Source organism: Escherichia sp. E10V5 (assembly GCF_004212315.1).
In the GTDB taxonomy this organism is placed as follows: Bacteria; Pseudomonadota; Gammaproteobacteria; order Enterobacterales; family Enterobacteriaceae; genus Escherichia.
On sequence record NZ_RHJM01000002.1, the window covers coordinates 115,944 to 132,700 of the forward strand.

A 16,757-nucleotide genomic window follows, 5' to 3' on the forward strand; every position below is an offset into this window, starting at 1 on the left:
CGGTGACGCGGGGTGGAGCAGCCTGGTAGCTCGTCGGGCTCATAACCCGAAGGTCGTCGGTTCAAATCCGGCCCCCGCAACCAATTATTGAACACCCTAACGGGTGTTTTTTTGTTTCTATTCTCCCATAAAAAAAGCGCCATTCAGCGCCTTTTTATCATCCTCTTCTCGCCAGCGTCGCCCCATCGGCAAAATACGCTTTAATTCCCGCAAGAATAGACTCCGCAACTTCCTGCTGGAAAGTCGCCGTTTTCAATTTGCGTTCTTCCTCAACGTTACTGATAAACGCCGTTTCGACCAGAATGGAAGGAATATCTGGCGCTTTCAGCACAGCAAACCCGGCCTGCTCAACCTGATTCTTATGCAGTTTGTTGATTTTCCCCAGCTTATTTAGCACGGCCTTACCAAACTTCAGGCTGTCGGCAATGGTCAACGACTGCACCATATCGAACATGGTGTGGTCGACATAGCGGTCGCCGCTTTTGCTCACACCACCAATCAAGTCCGAGGCGTTCTGGGTTTGTGCCAGATATTTTGCCGCAGTACTGGTTGCGCCTTTGGTAGAGAGCGCAAACACCGAGGAACCGCTCGGCTGGCGACTGGTAAAGGCGTCGGCATGAATAGAGACAAACAAATCAGCACGCTGTTTCTGTGCTTTTGCTACGCGCACTTGCAACGGAATGAAGATGTCTTCATTACGCGTCATGTAAACCTTCATATTGCCCTCTTTCTCGATCAGAGAGCGCAGACGGCGAGCTATTTGCAATACCACGTCTTTTTCGCGCGTTTTGTATTTCCCCACCGCGCCGGAGTCTTCGCCGCCGTGGCCAGGGTCGAGCATAATGACAATCGGACGATCGCGCCCGGCCTTGCCTGGCTGTGGGCCACTCTGCGCAGGCGGCACCTGCTTTTCGAGGTCGCCTTTGTTGTAATCTTCCAGCAATGCCAGCAATGGGTCTTGCATGTCCTGAGCATTGGCCGGATAAAGGTCCATCACCAGACGTTCTTTAAACCCGGCGACCGGCGCGAGGGCAAACATCTGCGGTTTTACATTTTGCTTTAACTCAAAAACCATCCGCACGGTTTGCGGATCAAATTGGCCGACGCGTGCCGACTTGATGAACGGGTCGTCAGCGCGGATTTGCGCAGCCATCCCTTTGAGCACCGAGTTCAGGTTTACATCTTCGATATCCACCACCACGCGTTCAGGGTTACTCAACGCGAACTGCTTATATTTCAGCTGACGATTTGATTCTACCGTCACGCGGGTGTAGCTGGACGCAGGCCAGACGCGCACCGCCACGACCTGGCTGACCGCAGCCAGACTCACCTGGCTTACGCTCAATAGCCACATGGCGCCCGCGCCTTGCAGTAAACGACGACGGCTGATTGCAGTGTTGGATCCTGACATGCCTCTCCCGAGCAAAAGAAATCTAAGCTGTGTAACAAGTAAACGACCAATTTGACCGGAAACTTTAGCGAAAGACGCATAATCTGTCATCTATAAAACGGTAAACATTCTATTTATATTCACGGTATTACTGATAAAAAAGTCGCACTCGCATAAAATTTGCACTTGCGCACGGCGAAAAAACAGAATAAAAATACAATAATTTCGAATAATCATGCAAAGAGGTGTGCCGTGGTAAAGGAACGTAAAACCGAGCTGGTCGAGGGATTCCGCCATTCGGTTCCCTATATCAATACCCACCGGGGAAAAACGTTTGTCATCATGCTCGGCGGAGAAGCCATTGAGCATGAAAATTTCTCCAGTATTGTCAATGATATTGGGTTGTTGCACAGCCTCGGCATCCGTCTGGTGGTGGTTTATGGCGCACGTCCCCAGATCGACGCAAATCTTGCAGCGCATCACCACGAGCCGCTATATCACAAGAATACGCGCGTGACCGACGCCAAAACGCTGGAGCTGGTGAAGCAGGCTGCGGGTACGTTACAACTGGATATTACCGCTCGCCTGTCAATGAGCCTCAACAACACGCCGTTGCAAGGCGCGCATATCAACGTCGTCAGCGGCAATTTTATTATTGCCCAGCCGCTGGGCGTGGATGATGGTGTGGATTACTGCCATAGCGGGCGCATCCGGCGGATTGATGAAGAAGCGATTCATCGCCAACTGGACAGCGGTGCGATTGTGCTGATGGGGCCGGTGGCGGTTTCGGTCACTGGCGAGAGCTTTAACCTGACCTCGGAAGAGATTGCCACTCAACTGGCCATCAAACTGAAAGCTGAGAAGATGATTGGTTTTTGCTCTTCACAGGGTGTCACTAATGACGACGGTGATATTGTCTCCGAACTTTTCCCTAACGAAGCGCAAGCGCGGGTAGAAGTCCAGGAAGAGAAAGGCGATTACAACTCCGGTACGGTGCGCTTTTTGCGTGGCGCAGTGAAAGCCTGCCGCAGCGGCGTGCGTCGCTGTCATTTAATCAGTTATCAGGAAGATGGCGCGCTGTTGCAAGAGTTGTTCTCACGCGACGGTATCGGTACGCAGATTGTGATGGAAAGCGCCGAGCAGATTCGTCGCGCAACAATCAACGATATTGGCGGTATTCTGGAGTTGATTCGCCCACTGGAGCAGCAAGGTATTCTGGTGCGTCGTTCTCGCGAGCAACTGGAGATGGAAATCGACAAATTCACTATTATTCAGCGCGATAACACGACTATTGCCTGCGCCGCGCTCTATCCATTCCCGGAAGAGAAGATAGGTGAAATGGCCTGTGTGGCAGTTCACCCGGATTACCGCAGTTCATCAAGGGGCGAGGTTTTGCTGGAACGCATTGCAGCCCAGGCGAAGCAGAGCGGCTTAAGCAAATTGTTTGTACTGACTACGCGCAGTATTCACTGGTTCCAGGAACGCGGATTTACCCCGGTGGATATTGATTTGCTGCCGGAGAGCAAAAAGCAGTTGTACAACTACCAGCGTAAATCAAAGGTGTTGATGGCGGATTTAGGGTAAGCGATGGAAATCGCCGGATGCGATATGCGTAACACTCGTAGGCATGATAAGACGCACATGCGTCGCATCAGGCATCGGCACTCATCGTCGGATGCGGCGTGAACGCCTTATCCGACCGACGGAAAATCAAAGTGTTGATGGCGGATTTAGGGTAAGCGATGGAAATCGCCAGATGCGACATGCGTAACACTCGTAGGCATGATAAGACGCACATGCGTCGCATCAGGCAATCACATTTATCCCCGCGAACCAAACAACGCTGCCAGCCCGCTACGCCGCTCGGTGCGCGTAGCGATTGCCGCACTTAAAATGCGTTCATCGGCATACAATGACAAACGCCGACGCGCGCGGGTCACCGCGGTGTAAACCAGCTCTCGCGTTACTACCGGCGTGCGTTGGCTCGGTAAAATCAACGCCGCATGGTCGAACTCCGATCCCTGCGATTTATGTACTGTCATCGCCCACGTGGTTTCGTGCTCCGGCAGGCGACTCGGTTGCACCGACTTGATATTGCCATCCGGCATTGCAAACCAGACGCGCGTCCCCTGCCCGCGATCCAGAGCGACACCGATATCACCATTAAACAACCCAAGCGCACTGTCATTACGGGCAATCATCACCGGCCGGCCTTCGTACCAGCGCGAGTGCGGATGACGATGAATTTTGCGCTTCTGTTGCATAAACTGTTCAATTCGCTCATTCAGTCCTGCCACGCCAAACGGCCCTTCCCGCAGGGCGCACAAAAGCTGATACTCATTGAACGCCTGAATGATTAAATCCGGCTCGGCACGTGCCTGCAGCAGATCCAGGTAGCGTCCGTAACCCGCAAGAGCTTCCTCAAGCATCGCAATATAATCTTCGCCGCTCTGTAAAAGCCGTTTTTCGATATCAGTAAAATCCTGCTGAAAAACTGTTTTCACTGCCGTCTTATCGCCACGATTAATAGCCGCCGCAAGCTGACCAATGCCAGAGTTGCTGCCGAAACGGTAACTCTTTTGCAGCAGGCAGAGACTATCGCGCAATGATGCCGCTTCTGTGCCGCTTCCCGCCGGAACGTGGCTTCCCGTCAGGCGGCTCAACTGCCCGGCACGCTCTGCGGTAAAGCCCGCATTGGCATAAGCACAGATATCGCCCAGCACAGCTCCAGCCTCAACCGAGGCCAGTTGATCGCGATCGCCAAGGAAGATCACTCGCGCATGATCGGGCAAGGCATCGATCAGCCGAGACATCATAGGCAGATCAATCATTGACGCTTCATCCACCACCAGCACATCAAGATGCAGCGGGTTACCCGCATGATGGCGTAAACGCTGGCTACCTGGCTGCGCGCCCAGGAGGCGGTGCAAGGTGCTGGCGTCTTCTGGTATGCGTTTCTTTTGTTCATCGGTCAGCGGTAACTGGCGCAGAGCCTTGCCGAGAGATTCTGTTAAGCGTGCGGCAGCTTTCCCCGTTGGCGCAGCCAGGCGGATACGACAGCGTTCACCGTCGGCCATCTGAATTAACGCAGCCAACAACTTCGCCACGGTCGTCGTTTTACCTGTGCCGGGGCCGCCGGAAATTACCGAAATGCGCCGCGTCAGTGCCACTGCTGCCGCCACTTTTTGCCAGTTAACTTCATCACCAAGCGGAAAGAGTTTATCCAGCGTTTGCGCCAGCAACGCTTCATCCACCTCGATCGCATGATTCACCTCATTGAAGAAGCGCGCCACCGTACGCTCGTTACACCACATGCGATTCAGATAAAGGCGATCGCCACAGAGGATCATCGGTGTTGGTTCATCTCCCCGGCTGACCGCTTGTGAAGCCAGCAAGCATTCTTCCCAATTTTGTAGCTCACCGATTTCACTGACACAGGTCGCCAACAGCGGATGCGACGCCTCGTTATTTTCCAGTCGTGAAAGCGGCAAACAGACGTGTCCCTCTCCGGCATCATGACTTAACAGCGCCGCCGCGAGGGTGACGGCAGGATGTTCATCTCCCGCCACGGTCAGAGCAAATTGCACATCCAGCGGGCGTAGCTGTTTGTGCTCCACAGCTTCCAGTAATTGCTTTTGCAATTTCATTACGCCTCCTCCAGGGTCATACCGGCAAACATCTCATCCATCAGGTCAATCAACTCGGCGTTGGGTCGGGTCGCGTAGATCCCTTGTTGCGGATGTTCTTTATCAACGCCACGCAGGAACAGATAGATAACGCCGCCAAAGTGACGATCATAGTCGTAATCAGCAATGCGATGGCGCAGATAACGATGCAGCGCCAGGGTATAAAGCTGATATTGCAGATCATAGCGGTGTGCCTGCATCGCCGCTGCCATAGCCTGTTGGGTGTAAGCCGAACTGTCTTCACCCAACCAGTTGGATTTATAGTCGAGCAGGTAATAACGCCCTTCGTGGCGGAACACCAGGTCGATAAAGCCTTTTAACATGCCACGTACCTGCATGAACTCCAGCGGCGGGCAGCCAGCGGATAGCGGGTCAAACTGGCGAATTAGTGCATCAAGCTGGCTGGCGATGAGCGGTTCGCTAATCGGCAGGTAAAACTCCATCTCCAACTGTTTATCGCGGTCGGAAAGCTGACTCAGGCTAACACCCGTTTCATTGAGCGGCGCCTGAAGAATAGCGGTGATCCACTCAGTTAACACTGGTTCCCAGTGCGCTTCAAAACCGCCAAGCTCCAGTTTTTCTCGCACCCAGTTCGGGTCAACCGGCTGGGTAAAATCCAGGTCTTCAAACAAACTGTGCAAGAACGTCCCCGGTGACGCACCGCGCGGAAACTGATGTGGTGTTAACGTCGGTTCTTCAACGACGCTGGCAACGCCTGCAGCATCGACATCCAGCCGAGGCATCAAATCCTGGGCTATACCGTGACCACGCTGTTGCAAACCAGAGTAACTGGTGACGCGCCAGTTATCGCCGGGCAATCGTTGTAACGTCCTGGCATTCAGTTCTGCAGTTAAAGCATCATTAACCTGCCAGGGTTGGTTATCACCAGTTTGTGCCGTTTGCCAGGCTATATCATCATCGCACAATGCTTCAATACAGGCGCGAAGCCCTGCCGCATCTTGCGGTTCACCTTTTTGCAGCAAGCGCCCGAGCGCACTTTGATGAACGTCGGTGTCACCTTTTTTATCGCCACGACGGCGCACCAGCGGCGCAACACCGAGACTGCAATGCCAGACCGAACGCGTGAGCGCCACGTAAAGCAAACGCAGATCTTCAGCCAGACGTTCGGCTTCAGCGAGATCTACGCTTTCTGGCGCAGCGTTAAGATCCAGAACTGCTTCAAACGAGCCTCGATCGTGATAGAACGCCTGATCCTGTACACGGAAATTGGTGATAAACGGCAGCCAGACCAGCGGATATTCCAGCCCTTTCGATTTGTGGATCGTGACGATCTGCACCAAATGTTTGTCGCTTTCGAGGCGCATTTGTTGGCTGGAGGCATTACTGTCTGGCTCAAGGATATGTTGCGATAACCAACGCACCAAAGCATGTTCACTTTCCAGCTGCGTTCCCGCTTCTTGTAGCAGTTCGCTGATATGCAAGATGTCAGTAAGACGCCGCTCGCCACCTGCCGTTGCCAGCAAGTTTTCTGCAATGTTACGCGCCGACATCAGCGCCCGCAGCATTGGCATGACGCCGCGTTTGCGCCAGATTTGCCGATAACCATCGAACTCTTCGACTACCGCATCCCACGCATTTTCGTTATTGTTCAGCGTTTCGATATCCAGCGCGTTCAGCCCCATCATTGACGTTGCCAGCGCACTACGCAGGGTGTTCTCACGTTCGGGCGTCATCACCGCCTGCAACAACCAAAGCATTTCCTGCGCTTCCAGAGTTTCAAAAACACTGTCGCGGTTCGAAAGGTAAACGGAAGGGATTTCCAGCAACGTTAAGGCATCGCGCACCTGAGCGGCCTCCTGGCGGCTGCGCACCAGCACACTGATGTCCGAGGCACGTACCGAACGCGCATCATCGCCGTTCATCAGCAATGCTTCCCCGCGCTGCCCGGCTTGTAACCAGTCGCGGATTTGCGCGGCACATACCTGCGCCATCGTACTTTGATAATCGCCAACGCCGCAGCTTTCGCCTTCCATCAACCACATTTTCATCGCTGGCTGCGTTTCACCTTTAAATACAAAACGCAGTGCCTGATTTTTCCCGGCTGATTTCACTGGAATAAACGGTATTTCGCGAAACATGAATGCGTCATCAGTCTGGCTGAAAAGCTTGTTTACGCTGTTCACCATTCCTGGTGCGGAACGCCAGTTGGTATCTAAGGTGTAGTGCGCGTGAACTTCGCTACGCGCCTTCATATAAGTGAAGATATCCGCACCACGGAACGCATAAATGGCCTGTTTCGGGTCGCCAATTAGCAGCAATGCGGTTTCCGGCTGATGGTGCCAGATACGGCGAAAAATCCGGTACTGCTGCGGGTCCGTGTCCTGAAATTCGTCGATCATTGCCACCGGAAATCGCGTACGGATCGCTGTCGCCAGAGCCTCACCGCTTTCGCTACGCAGCGCGGAATCGAGCCGACTTAACATATCGTCAAAACCCAGTTCGCCACGGCGACGTTTTTCACGCGCTACCGTTTCGCGGATCTCAGCCAATGCGCGGGTGATCACCAGGTCGCGGATCGACAATGGTTCTGCAAGCAGTTGATCGATCGCCTCAAACAGCGGATGTCGCGGGGTTTCTCCCCCGGCTTTCGTGCGATCTTCTAAGAAACGCTGAGAGAATTTTTCCAGCGACTCTGGCAACTGATAACTGTTTGTCTCTTCTTCTGCCCAGGCACTAATCTTGTCTATCCATTTAGCCTGATTGCTACGGTTAAACTTGCGTCGATCAATGCCAGAAGATTCGATCAGCGCATCCAGTTCACCCACTGCGTCGCGCCACTGCTGTTTTACCGTATCAATACGCGCCACAATTTGCGCGTGGCGGGAAGCCAGCGTTTCATCATCGGGCGGCGGTGCTTTGATAACCGGCGCTTCGCCTTGCAAATAACGATTAATATCGCGCAGTAACGCCTGCGGCCCTTTCCAGGTTTCAAACACTACCTGAGCAATTTCACGCGGTAACGGGTAGCAATGGCGACGCCAGAAATCGGCGCAGGCCTGGTAGCGCAGTAACGATTCATCTTCAATCAGTTGCTGCTCAAACAACATGCCGGATTCAAAGGCATTCAGGTTGAGCATACGCTGGCAAAAACCGTGAATGGTAAAGACTGCCGCTTCATCCATCTGCCGTTCGGCTAACAGCAACCACTGCGCGGCCTGTGCTTTATCGTCGATCTCTTCCAGAAGGCGTGCATAAAGAGGATTGTCGGTGGTTTCACGCAAACAGGCGATGCGCAACTCGTGGATATTGCTACGGATACGACCGCGCAATTCTGCAGTGGCAGCCTCGGTAAAGGTCACCACCAGCAGTTCTTCAACGGTCAGCGGGCGGGGAAAGGCGGCAGAACCGCCTAGTCCAAGTAACAGGCGCAAATAGAGCGCCGCAATCGTAAAGGTTTTGCCTGTGCCGGCAGAGGCTTCAATCAGGCGCTCGCCCTGTAAGGGCAAGCGCAAAGGATCTAGAGTCTCGGCGACATCACTCATTCTTTTCACTCATCAGGGGCATTGTTTGCTGCAACGCGCTGACGTTCTCCCACACTTTCCAGCCTTCAGGGTGTACATATTCTGCTTTCCCATTCTGGCTGCCGGAAATCTGCGACAGGATGGCCATGCCTTGCGGCTCGACTACCGCCTGATGGAAGAAATCGGCCAGTTTTTGCGGCGTCAGCAGTTTAATCTGGGCTACGATTTTATCACGCGAATCGAAGCGCATATTGCCGCGATCGAAATCTTTACTTAACTTCGATGCTTCTTCGCCGAGTGTTTGCGGTGCCTGCAGCATCTGGGTAATAACCGCCTGCTGGATTTGCGCAAACTCTTCTGGCTTCATCGCCCGCAATTTCGCTTCTGCTGTCGGGAAAAACGCCTTGTAACGCTCCCACAGGTACGATGGCTGTTTTTCGTTGCTTTGAAGCAGGAAGCCCATGCCCCACTGACGCCCTACGCTCATTGGGAACGCGAACACGGCATAGCCCAACTGTTCTTCGGTACGCAACTGATTGTAGAACCACGGCTGTACTATCTGCCCCAGCAGAGAACTATATGCTGAACTGGTGTATTCATCGTAGCCAGTCGGTACAAATACCGCTGCCAGCGCAGAGTCGGTGCTGTTACCGGCTTTTTCAAAGATGACGGATTGTTTTTTATCAACCAGTACATCTTTGTTACGACACCACTCTGAGCCATCAGCGCCCAACTGTTTTTGCACATCGCGCGCCAGCGTTGTTGCCTGAGCTTCAGTCATGTTGCCAATAACCATAAACTCTGGTCGAGCCCCTGATTTTAAGGCGTCGCGATAGGCCAGCACCTCTTTCAAGGTAATGGAAGGCAAAATTTTGCGCCTTTCATCACGCGAGAAGTAAGGCACCTGGGAGAGCATCTGCGCAGGCATAATCGCCTGCTCAAACGCTTTGCCCTTTTCTGCGGAATCCATCATCTGGTTATACCAGGATTTTGCCTGCTCAAGCTGATCTTCCGTAGCGGTATAGCTAAAGTACCCCTCGAGCAATGCCTGGAACAGCTGCGGCAGACGCTGGGTGTAACCATTAGCATTAACCATTAGGCCGTTGTTAGCATTGGTGGAAAAACTAATGCCGCCAACCGACGCCTGGTTGCTTAACTGATCAAGCGCCAGCCCTGCGAGATAATCATTGAGCGCAAACATCACCTGATTGCGGGCGCTGTCCATGGCTTTCGGATTACGCAAAATCAGGCTGACGTCGGCTTTTGGCTCGCTGGCAAAATAACGGCTCGGCGCATACACCACACGCAGGTTCGATTCATCCACGATCAACTCTGGATGGTCGTATTTCTTCTCTGACTTAATCAGCGAGAAATCGTCAGGAATATAGGGGTTAAGCTCCGGTAAGGAGAGCGCAATATTGGCGGCTTTTTGCTGCCAGTCAGCGAAAGTTTGTTCGCTGATTTTATCGACCTGATAAGGCGCATCGACAAAGTAAGCCGTTTTGTTATGCGGCTCTTTCGGGCTGATATACCAGATACGCGCATTCTGCGGCGTCATCATCGCCAGACGTTCTTTTACCGCTTTAGCATCATACCGATCGGCAATATTGACCGCGTCCAACGTATGCGCCACAGGAACACGAATCATGGTATCCGCCAGCCATTCGACGTAATCCATATCACGGGTGATCGACGGATAACGGAAGTCGATATCCAGCACATTCGCCAGTTCATCGAAGTATTGTTTATCAATGCCTTTTTTACGTAACAGATTGAGATAGCTAAAAATTGCTGCCACAACCTGATCGCGATTAGCCAGGCCTTTATCGGTTAAAGACGCAGAGATCGCTAAAACGCCGCTGTTGCCGTTGACGATAGGATCGGAGTTGGCGCTAATGCCCTCAACCAATCCCTGTTTTTGCAGCCAGTCAGAAAGCGTTCCTGGGCTGCGATTGCCAATCAGATAGGTAATCAATTCATCGGTTTTACTACGGAATTTCGCCGAGTTGTTATCAATACGAAACTCGACGCGCAGCACTTTACGCGGCAACGCCGGAACATAATGAATGATAATGCCCTTTTGCGCGTCGGTGACTACCGGTACGGTGATTTCCGGTTTTTTGCTCTCTTTGTCCGGCACGCGACCGAAGGTGTCTGCCGCCATCTTCGCCAGTTCTGGTAGCGGTTTATTGCTGTAAATAACCGCTTTCATCAGATTGGCGGAATAGTACTTCTCGTGGAAATCTTTCAGCGCCTGCTGCACCGGGTTACCAGGTTTATCGCTTAAAGTTTCCAGGTTACCACCAGAAAACTTTGAACCGGGGTGTGCCGGGTTAATGGTTTCTGCGCTGACCTGTGCCATGCGCATCCCGTCACGCGTACGCGCCATGGTTAATTCAGCGTTCACCGCATTACGCTCACGTTCGGCATATTTCTTGTCGAGCAAGGGTTCAGCGATAGCATCGGCCAGGCGGTCTACCGCACCAGGCAAGGCGTCGTTCTCAACTTCCAGATAGAAAGCCGTGCGATACGGCGCGGTGCTGGCATTGTGACTGCCGCCGTGCATTTTGAGGTATTCAGCCAGACTGTCAGCCTGCGGGTACTTTTTCGATCCCATCAGACTCATATGTTCAAGGTAATGCGCCAGCCCCTGATAAGCCTCAGGATCTTCCAGCGACCCAACGGGCACTACCAGCGCCGAAAGCGATTTAATCGCTTGCGGGTCAGAAACCAGCAATACCACCATACCGTTATCCAGACGTATAGCCTGATACTGGCGGTTATCTTTATCGCTTTTACGGATGGTTTCCTGAATCGGCTGCCATCCCGTTTCTGCCTGACTTAAGGGTGCCCAAAGGGCAACAAACAACAATAATGCTTTGAACCAGGTGCTGCGGGGCATTCACGGACCTCATTATCAACTTTATTTTCCACCCAGATTCAACACGTTAACGAAAATCATCTGGCAGGACTTAATCTTGTGCTGCACGAGTCAGCCTATGTCTATATAACCATCAGTCCGTGACTGGTGCGCATCATAAAGTAAGCAAATGAATTGCGCAATTTTTATACAACACTCATGACTGATTAAAGCGAAACAGCGGTAACAGGAAACGTTGCGACTGTTCAATAATGGCTTCCATTGTCTCTGGCGTTAATTGCCGCCATAGCCGTTGATACCAGATATCATCACCTTCGCCACGCACCATCATGTTGCCTTCGTAAGCCTGAAGGAATTTCGAACGAGCTTTTTGCAACGTGGATTCGTCGTCCAGCATGGCATCGTTTTCTGCGTCATAACAGGTTTTTAGCCATGCACCGCCACTTTCAGGTAACACCAGCAATGGCGCGGACATACCTTCACGATACCCTTCAATCAGCTTTGAGAGGTAATGCAAAGCCTGTTCGGCAGCAAGCGGCGGAAAACGCCACTCGCCATCTTTACGCAGAAAAAGGCGACTTTCACCATTACCACCGCTGGCACAGTAGACAAGGTGTTCCAGCCAAAGTTGCATTCCCTGCGCCACACTTAATAAAGAGGGACGCCAGCGCAACAGGCCATCCGACTGGACCTGCGGCAACCAGCCCGTTATTTGCACGCCGTTACAGGCGAGATCGATTTCCATGCTCTGGCCCGGCTGACGGCAGGCAATGACTCTGTCTGCAAGCTGCTGCATCTCCTGGCACTGTGTTTCCCAGAAAATTTCACCAAAGGCACCATACGGCAAATCACCTGCCGCCCGGAATCGGCGGAACAAGCGTTCGGCATCATCCTGCTCAACCAGTGCATTTAATAACTGCTGGTTGATTTGATAACGACTAAGCCCTTCAAGAATAAAAGGTTCGGTATCGGGAATTTCGCTGTCTTCGGTACGGAAGTTCACTTGCAAACGCATCTGGAAAAACGCCCGCACCGGATGCGCCCAGAATCGTTGTAGCGTTTCCAACGGCACGGTTTCCGGCAAGGTAAACGGTAGCGGCTGAACAAATTCAGAATGTGCCTTACCTGCCTGGCTGGCCGCGGGTAGCCACTCGCGCGCATAGCTTTGTAAGTTACCGGGCTGGTAGTTTTGCGGGTCAAACGGCATCCGGGTATGGTGGCAAGTAAGATGCGCTTTTACCCTTGCCTCGCTTTCATCACAGTTAAGCGCTTCATCGCCCGGTAGATAATGGCTTTGCCCGATGTAGTCGATCAGTTCCTGCACCAGAACTGACGGGAATCGTTCACTGTTATCCTGAATAGAGCGGCCGATATAGCTGATATAGAGTTTTTGCTGCGCGGATATTAACGCTTCCAGGAACAGATAGCGGTCATCATCGCGACGGCTACGGTCACCACGCTTCGGTTTCTGACTCATCAGGTCAAAGCCTAATGGTGCAAGCTGGCGCGGGTAAACGCCGTCGTTCATTCCCAGCAGGCAAACCACTTTGAACGGAATTGAACGCATCGGCATCAGAGTACAAATGTTAACTGGCCCCGCGAGAAAACGCTGGCTGATACGTTCCTGATCCAGGCGTTGTGCCAGTTCATCACGCAACAACGATAGCGGCACTGCGTCGCCATACTGCGCACCTAAACCTTCAGCGATAATCGCCTGCCATTGTTGCTCAATAAGCGTCATCGCCGCTTCGGTTTCCGCATCCGGCAGGAAGAAGGCATTGAGCATATCGCGGCAAACCGGCAGCCACTCCTCAAGCGGGCGCTCCTGCGCCAGCCCGCGACGCCAGATGTTTAGCTGCATTAGCAGTGACGCCAGGTGTCCTACCAGCTCTGCAATCAGGCCGCTCGATTCATCGTAAGGTAGAACCGATTGCCATTCCCCCTGAGCACTTTCCATCGCGTAGCCCAGCAACATGCGCGTCAGGCCAAATCGCCAGGTGTGTTGTCCGGTGGCGGGGAGTTCCAGCTCACGAACGTTATCGTCATCTATGCCCCAACGAATGCCGGATTCGTTGACCCACTGGCGCAAGTAACGCAGCCCTTCTTCGGTAATGTCAAACCGCGCCGCCAGCACCGGCACATCCAGTAATGCCAGCACATCCTCCGACACAAAGCGGCTGTCCGGCAACGATAACAGGCTGATAAACGCGTCCAGTACCGGATGAGACTGCCGCGCCCGACGGTCGGAAATGGCATATGGCAGATACCGATCCGCTGGCGCACTGCCAAACACGGCCTGAATAAACGGACTGTAGCTGTCGATGTCGGCCACCATCACAATGATATCGCGCGGAGTAAGTGTCGGATCTTCCTCCAGCATTGCCAGTAAGCGATCGTGCAAAACTTCAACTTCACGCTGCGGGCTATGGCAAACGTGGAAGGTGATACTGCTATCCTGCGGGTCAAGCGGGCGTTTGTTATCGCTACGGGAAAACTCTTCGATGTTCACACCAGCAACGACGTGGTTTTCCAGTTCCAGAATGTCGGACTGAATGTTATGCAGCAGGTTATCTGGCGTAACATCGACAAAAGCGTCCAGCTCCTGGCTGCTCTCCAGGTCAGAAAGGAGATAGATGTAGTCGCGCCCCAACTTACCCCAGGAGGCCAGTAGCGGGTTGCCGACATCCTGTTCACCGTCGCTGTTAAAGAGCTGTCCGGCATTTTCGCTATCGCGAAATAGCGGCAATTCGCGATCTTCAAAACTGTGTCGACGCTGGCGGGTCAGCAGTTTCGCCAGATAAGCAGGATCTTTAATATCGCCCCAGTAATAACGGCAAGGGTTGGTAAACAGGAGATGGATTTCAATATGTTTACCCAGCGCCTGTAGCGCCTGGAGATAAACAGGCGGTAACGCGGAAATACCGCATATAAAGACGCGCGAAGGTAAGCCGGGTGGGCAGGTCGTCGCAGACTCCAGTGTTTCGATAAAGCGTTGATAGAGATTGGCACGGTGCCAGCGCGGTTGCCCGAGTTCATGGGTATATTCCACCAGCACCTTCCACAACGGCGCTTGCCAGGCCTGCGCTTCTCCCAGCCCTTCAACTAGATGCCCGGCTTCCCACTGCGCCAGCCAGTCCGGGCGATAGACCAGATATTGGTCAAACAGGTCCGCCGCTTTTGAGGAAAGCTGAAACAGTTTTCGCTTGTCGCTATCGTCAGTCAGGTAATGACGCAATAGTGTAAAATCTTCGCGATCCAGCAGTTGCGGCAGCAGAGTCATCAGTTTCCAGCTCATACTCCGCTTGTTAAAGGCGCTTTCTTTGGGGATCTCTGGTAATACCCGGACAAACATATCCCAGATAAAGCTCGCAGGCAGCGGAAAATCAATGTTTGCCGCAATGCCGAATTTCTGCGACAGGGTCATTTGCAGCCACTGCGCCATACCGGTACTTTGCACCAGAATCATTTCTGGCTCGAAAGGATCGTCCAGCCGTTCGCGTTCGACAATAAACTCCATCAACGCTTCCAGTACGTCCAGACGATTGGAATGGTAGACCCTTAACATAGCGGCTCCTGACTACTGACGATTCGGGCAATACAGGCGGGTCATCTCGCCTTCTCTGCCCCCGGGTGAAAATAGCGTAACGCTGATGCTGACACATCCCGCCTGCGATGTCTGCATTCGGTTGACCTGCCAGTTTGCAGGTGGCGAAATCGCGCGCAGTTGTGCTTGCTGCCAGGCGTGCCGCCAGAGCTGCTGGTACTGGTTTCTGCTGGCAAGACTGGTGCTTAATGTTCGCTGGTAACCAGATAACGCAGTGACAATCATCACCATCAGTACCATCGCCAACATCACCTCCGGCAGGCTAAAACCTTGCTGATTATTCAGGGAAGCTGACATAACGCCTCCTCTTTCAGCGGACAAAAATCACTCCAGCCATGTGGCGAAAATACGATATTCCCATCGATGGCTTCCCCCATTCGCCATAATGAAACGTCTTCATAACCGGCTATTAGCAAGGCTTTATTATCCGCAAGTCTTCGCAGGCAAGCTCGAGCACCCGTTGCGGCATATTGCGAACACTGAACAGCTTGCTGTACCTGCCAGGCATGCATTTTCCCCCACTCAAGCGCCGACTGCACAATGGCCTGACGGCGTAATGACTGGCTTTCCATAGTCACGCGAGAGGCAAAACTACGATCCTGCTGGCTCATTCCTTGTAGCAGCAAGCTGCCCAAAACCAGCAGCATCAGGACCAGTGCCAGCGATGAAACACCCTTTTCGCGGTTCACAGGTTGAATCCTGTCACGCTATAGCTGGCAAGTACCACGGTTTGTGGATCAGCCTTGCTGGCAGCGTGCATATTAACCGTCAGCACCGGCGGGAAACCGCTGTTATCCTGTCGGGTAACCTGAAAAGTGTCGATAACGACGGCATCTGGATTGGTCAATTTATCCCAGCCCTTACCTTCACAGGATGTCGTGCCGCGTAGCGTTTCCAGGACATTGTCTTTTAGCCGAAATCCAATCTGGTCGGATTCTTTTCCCGGCTCATGCTCCCAGATACCGTTACTGTTCGCATCCCACTGCACAATGATGCAGTCACCCTGCCCAACAATTTTCAGACCTTCACCGGGACAGGTTCCATGACAATAACCTGCTCTCTGGAGATGCTTCGCGACTGTAAATACCCGCAGCCAGATTTCATCTTCCAGCGCCAGCTTGCGAGTAGCAATCAAACTTTCACGCTGTAATGCGGGCAGAAATCGCGCAGCTCCCAGCAGCAGTACGCTGCTGATTGCCATAGCAATCAGCACTTCCATTAGAGAAAAACCTTGCTCTTTTATAAGCATCCTTCTGTTTCTCCTTGCTGACAAAGCCGGAGCCTTCCCCATGGCGAAACGACCAACCACCACTCGCCCGCTGAATTTTTGAAGCGAATATGTCCGGCCCATGCAGTATTCCGTAGGCCAAAGAAAGTGAGCGAAGGTGTCAGGTCGCTCATTTCGACTTCGGGCCAGCGAGGCACAAAGACCAGCGGTGAACTGCCATGACAGGTATTCGCCCCAGCGGCGGCACTCGCAAGACACCATGACGTTCCCTCCCTGATGACACTGATACTGTGGTCGCGGTTATGCCAGTTGGCATCCTCACGTAAATAGAGCAAATAGTCTCGCGCCTGGCTGGCGGTTTGCCATAACCGTTGCGACTGCTGCCAGTACTGCCAGCCATAGAGTCCACTTGCACTTAGCATGACCAAAATCAGCATCGCGACCAGTGTTTCAATCAGCGTATAACCACGTTGTTTTTTCATGCCG

At 53.0% G+C, this 16,757-nt stretch carries 10 protein-coding genes and 1 tRNA gene; 2 read left to right on the forward strand and 9 right to left on the reverse strand.

Annotated elements, in window-relative coordinates; genetic code table 11:
• Positions 1-6 precede the first annotated feature (6 nt).
• Positions 7-83 (forward strand) — tRNA-Met (locus tag D9738_RS00980).
• Positions 84-157: 74 nt separating this feature from the next.
• Here the strand turns inward: D9738_RS00980 and amiC are convergent.
• Positions 158-1,411, reverse strand: coding sequence for an N-acetylmuramoyl-L-alanine amidase AmiC (gene amiC / locus D9738_RS00985; protein ID WP_044189882.1), 1,254 nt, complete (start codon positions 1,409-1,411; stop codon positions 158-160).
• Positions 1,412-1,642: 231 nt separating this feature from the next.
• On the opposite strand from amiC, the gene argA reads away from it, so the two are divergent.
• A complete protein-coding gene (argA, locus tag D9738_RS00990) occupies positions 1,643-2,974 on the forward strand; it encodes an amino-acid N-acetyltransferase (protein WP_130207716.1) in 1,332 nt (443 codons plus the stop codon).
• Between the two features lie 236 nt (positions 2,975-3,210).
• Here the strand turns inward: argA and recD are convergent, their stop codons facing one another.
• The 8 genes from recD to D9738_RS01030 form a co-directional block, all read right to left on the reverse strand.
• Positions 3,211-5,037 (reverse strand): exodeoxyribonuclease V subunit alpha, encoded by a 1,827-nt coding sequence (gene recD, locus D9738_RS00995; protein WP_130259364.1) that lies wholly within the window; start codon positions 5,035-5,037, stop codon positions 3,211-3,213.
• Entirely contained in the window at positions 5,037-8,579 is a 3,543-nt protein-coding gene (gene recB / locus D9738_RS01000) for an exodeoxyribonuclease V subunit beta (protein ID WP_130259365.1), read from the reverse strand. Before recB ends, recD begins: the two co-directional genes overlap by 1 nt.
• Positions 8,572-11,460 (reverse strand): pitrilysin, encoded by a 2,889-nt coding sequence (ptrA, locus tag D9738_RS01005; RefSeq protein WP_130259366.1) that lies wholly within the window; start codon positions 11,458-11,460, stop codon positions 8,572-8,574. Before ptrA ends, recB begins: the two co-directional genes overlap by 8 nt.
• Before the next feature lie 175 nt (positions 11,461-11,635).
• Positions 11,636-15,004: an exodeoxyribonuclease V subunit gamma gene (gene recC / locus D9738_RS01010; protein ID WP_130259367.1), complete on the reverse strand. Its 3,369-nt coding sequence runs from the start codon at positions 15,002-15,004 to the stop codon at positions 11,636-11,638.
• Between the two features lie 12 nt (positions 15,005-15,016).
• Positions 15,017-15,340, reverse strand: coding sequence for a prepilin-type N-terminal cleavage/methylation domain-containing protein (locus tag D9738_RS01015; protein WP_130259368.1), 324 nt, complete (start codon positions 15,338-15,340; stop codon positions 15,017-15,019).
• Positions 15,325-15,732, reverse strand: a complete 408-nt coding sequence (locus tag D9738_RS01020; RefSeq protein WP_130259369.1) for a DUF2509 family protein — start codon at positions 15,730-15,732, stop codon at positions 15,325-15,327. Before D9738_RS01020 ends, D9738_RS01015 begins: the two co-directional genes overlap by 16 nt.
• Positions 15,729-16,292: a prepilin peptidase-dependent protein gene (locus tag D9738_RS01025; protein ID WP_130259370.1), complete on the reverse strand. Its 564-nt coding sequence runs from the start codon at positions 16,290-16,292 to the stop codon at positions 15,729-15,731. Before D9738_RS01025 ends, D9738_RS01020 begins: the two co-directional genes overlap by 4 nt.
• The gene (locus tag D9738_RS01030; RefSeq protein WP_130207732.1) at positions 16,283-16,753 is read right to left on the reverse strand and encodes a prepilin peptidase-dependent protein; all 471 of its coding nucleotides are present in this window, start codon (positions 16,751-16,753) and stop codon (positions 16,283-16,285) included. The genes D9738_RS01025 and D9738_RS01030 overlap by 10 nt, the downstream gene beginning before the upstream one ends.
• Positions 16,754-16,757: the final 4 nt, after the last annotated feature.

Excerpts from the sequence above, each read along its gene's own strand:
- D9738_RS01015 (WP_130259368.1), bottom strand. The coding sequence starts at position 15,340 with ATGTCAGCTTCCCTGAATAATCAGCAAGGTTTTAGCCTGCCGGAGGTG.
- D9738_RS01025 (WP_130259370.1), bottom strand. The coding sequence starts at position 16,292 with ATGCTTATAAAAGAGCAAGGTTTTTCTCTAATGGAAGTGCTGATTGCT.
- recD (WP_130259364.1), bottom strand. The coding sequence starts at position 5,037 with ATGAAATTGCAAAAGCAATTACTGGAAGCTGTGGAGCACAAACAGCTA.
- ptrA (WP_130259366.1), bottom strand. The coding sequence starts at position 11,460 with ATGCCCCGCAGCACCTGGTTCAAAGCATTATTGTTGTTTGTTGCCCTT.
- recC (WP_130259367.1), bottom strand. The coding sequence starts at position 15,004 with ATGTTAAGGGTCTACCATTCCAATCGTCTGGACGTACTGGAAGCGTTG.
- D9738_RS01030 (WP_130207732.1), bottom strand. The coding sequence starts at position 16,753 with ATGAAAAAACAACGTGGTTATACGCTGATTGAAACACTGGTCGCGATG.
- amiC (WP_044189882.1), bottom strand. The coding sequence starts at position 1,411 with ATGTCAGGATCCAACACTGCAATCAGCCGTCGTCGTTTACTGCAAGGC.
- recB (WP_130259365.1), bottom strand. The coding sequence starts at position 8,579 with ATGAGTGATGTCGCCGAGACTCTAGATCCTTTGCGCTTGCCCTTACAG.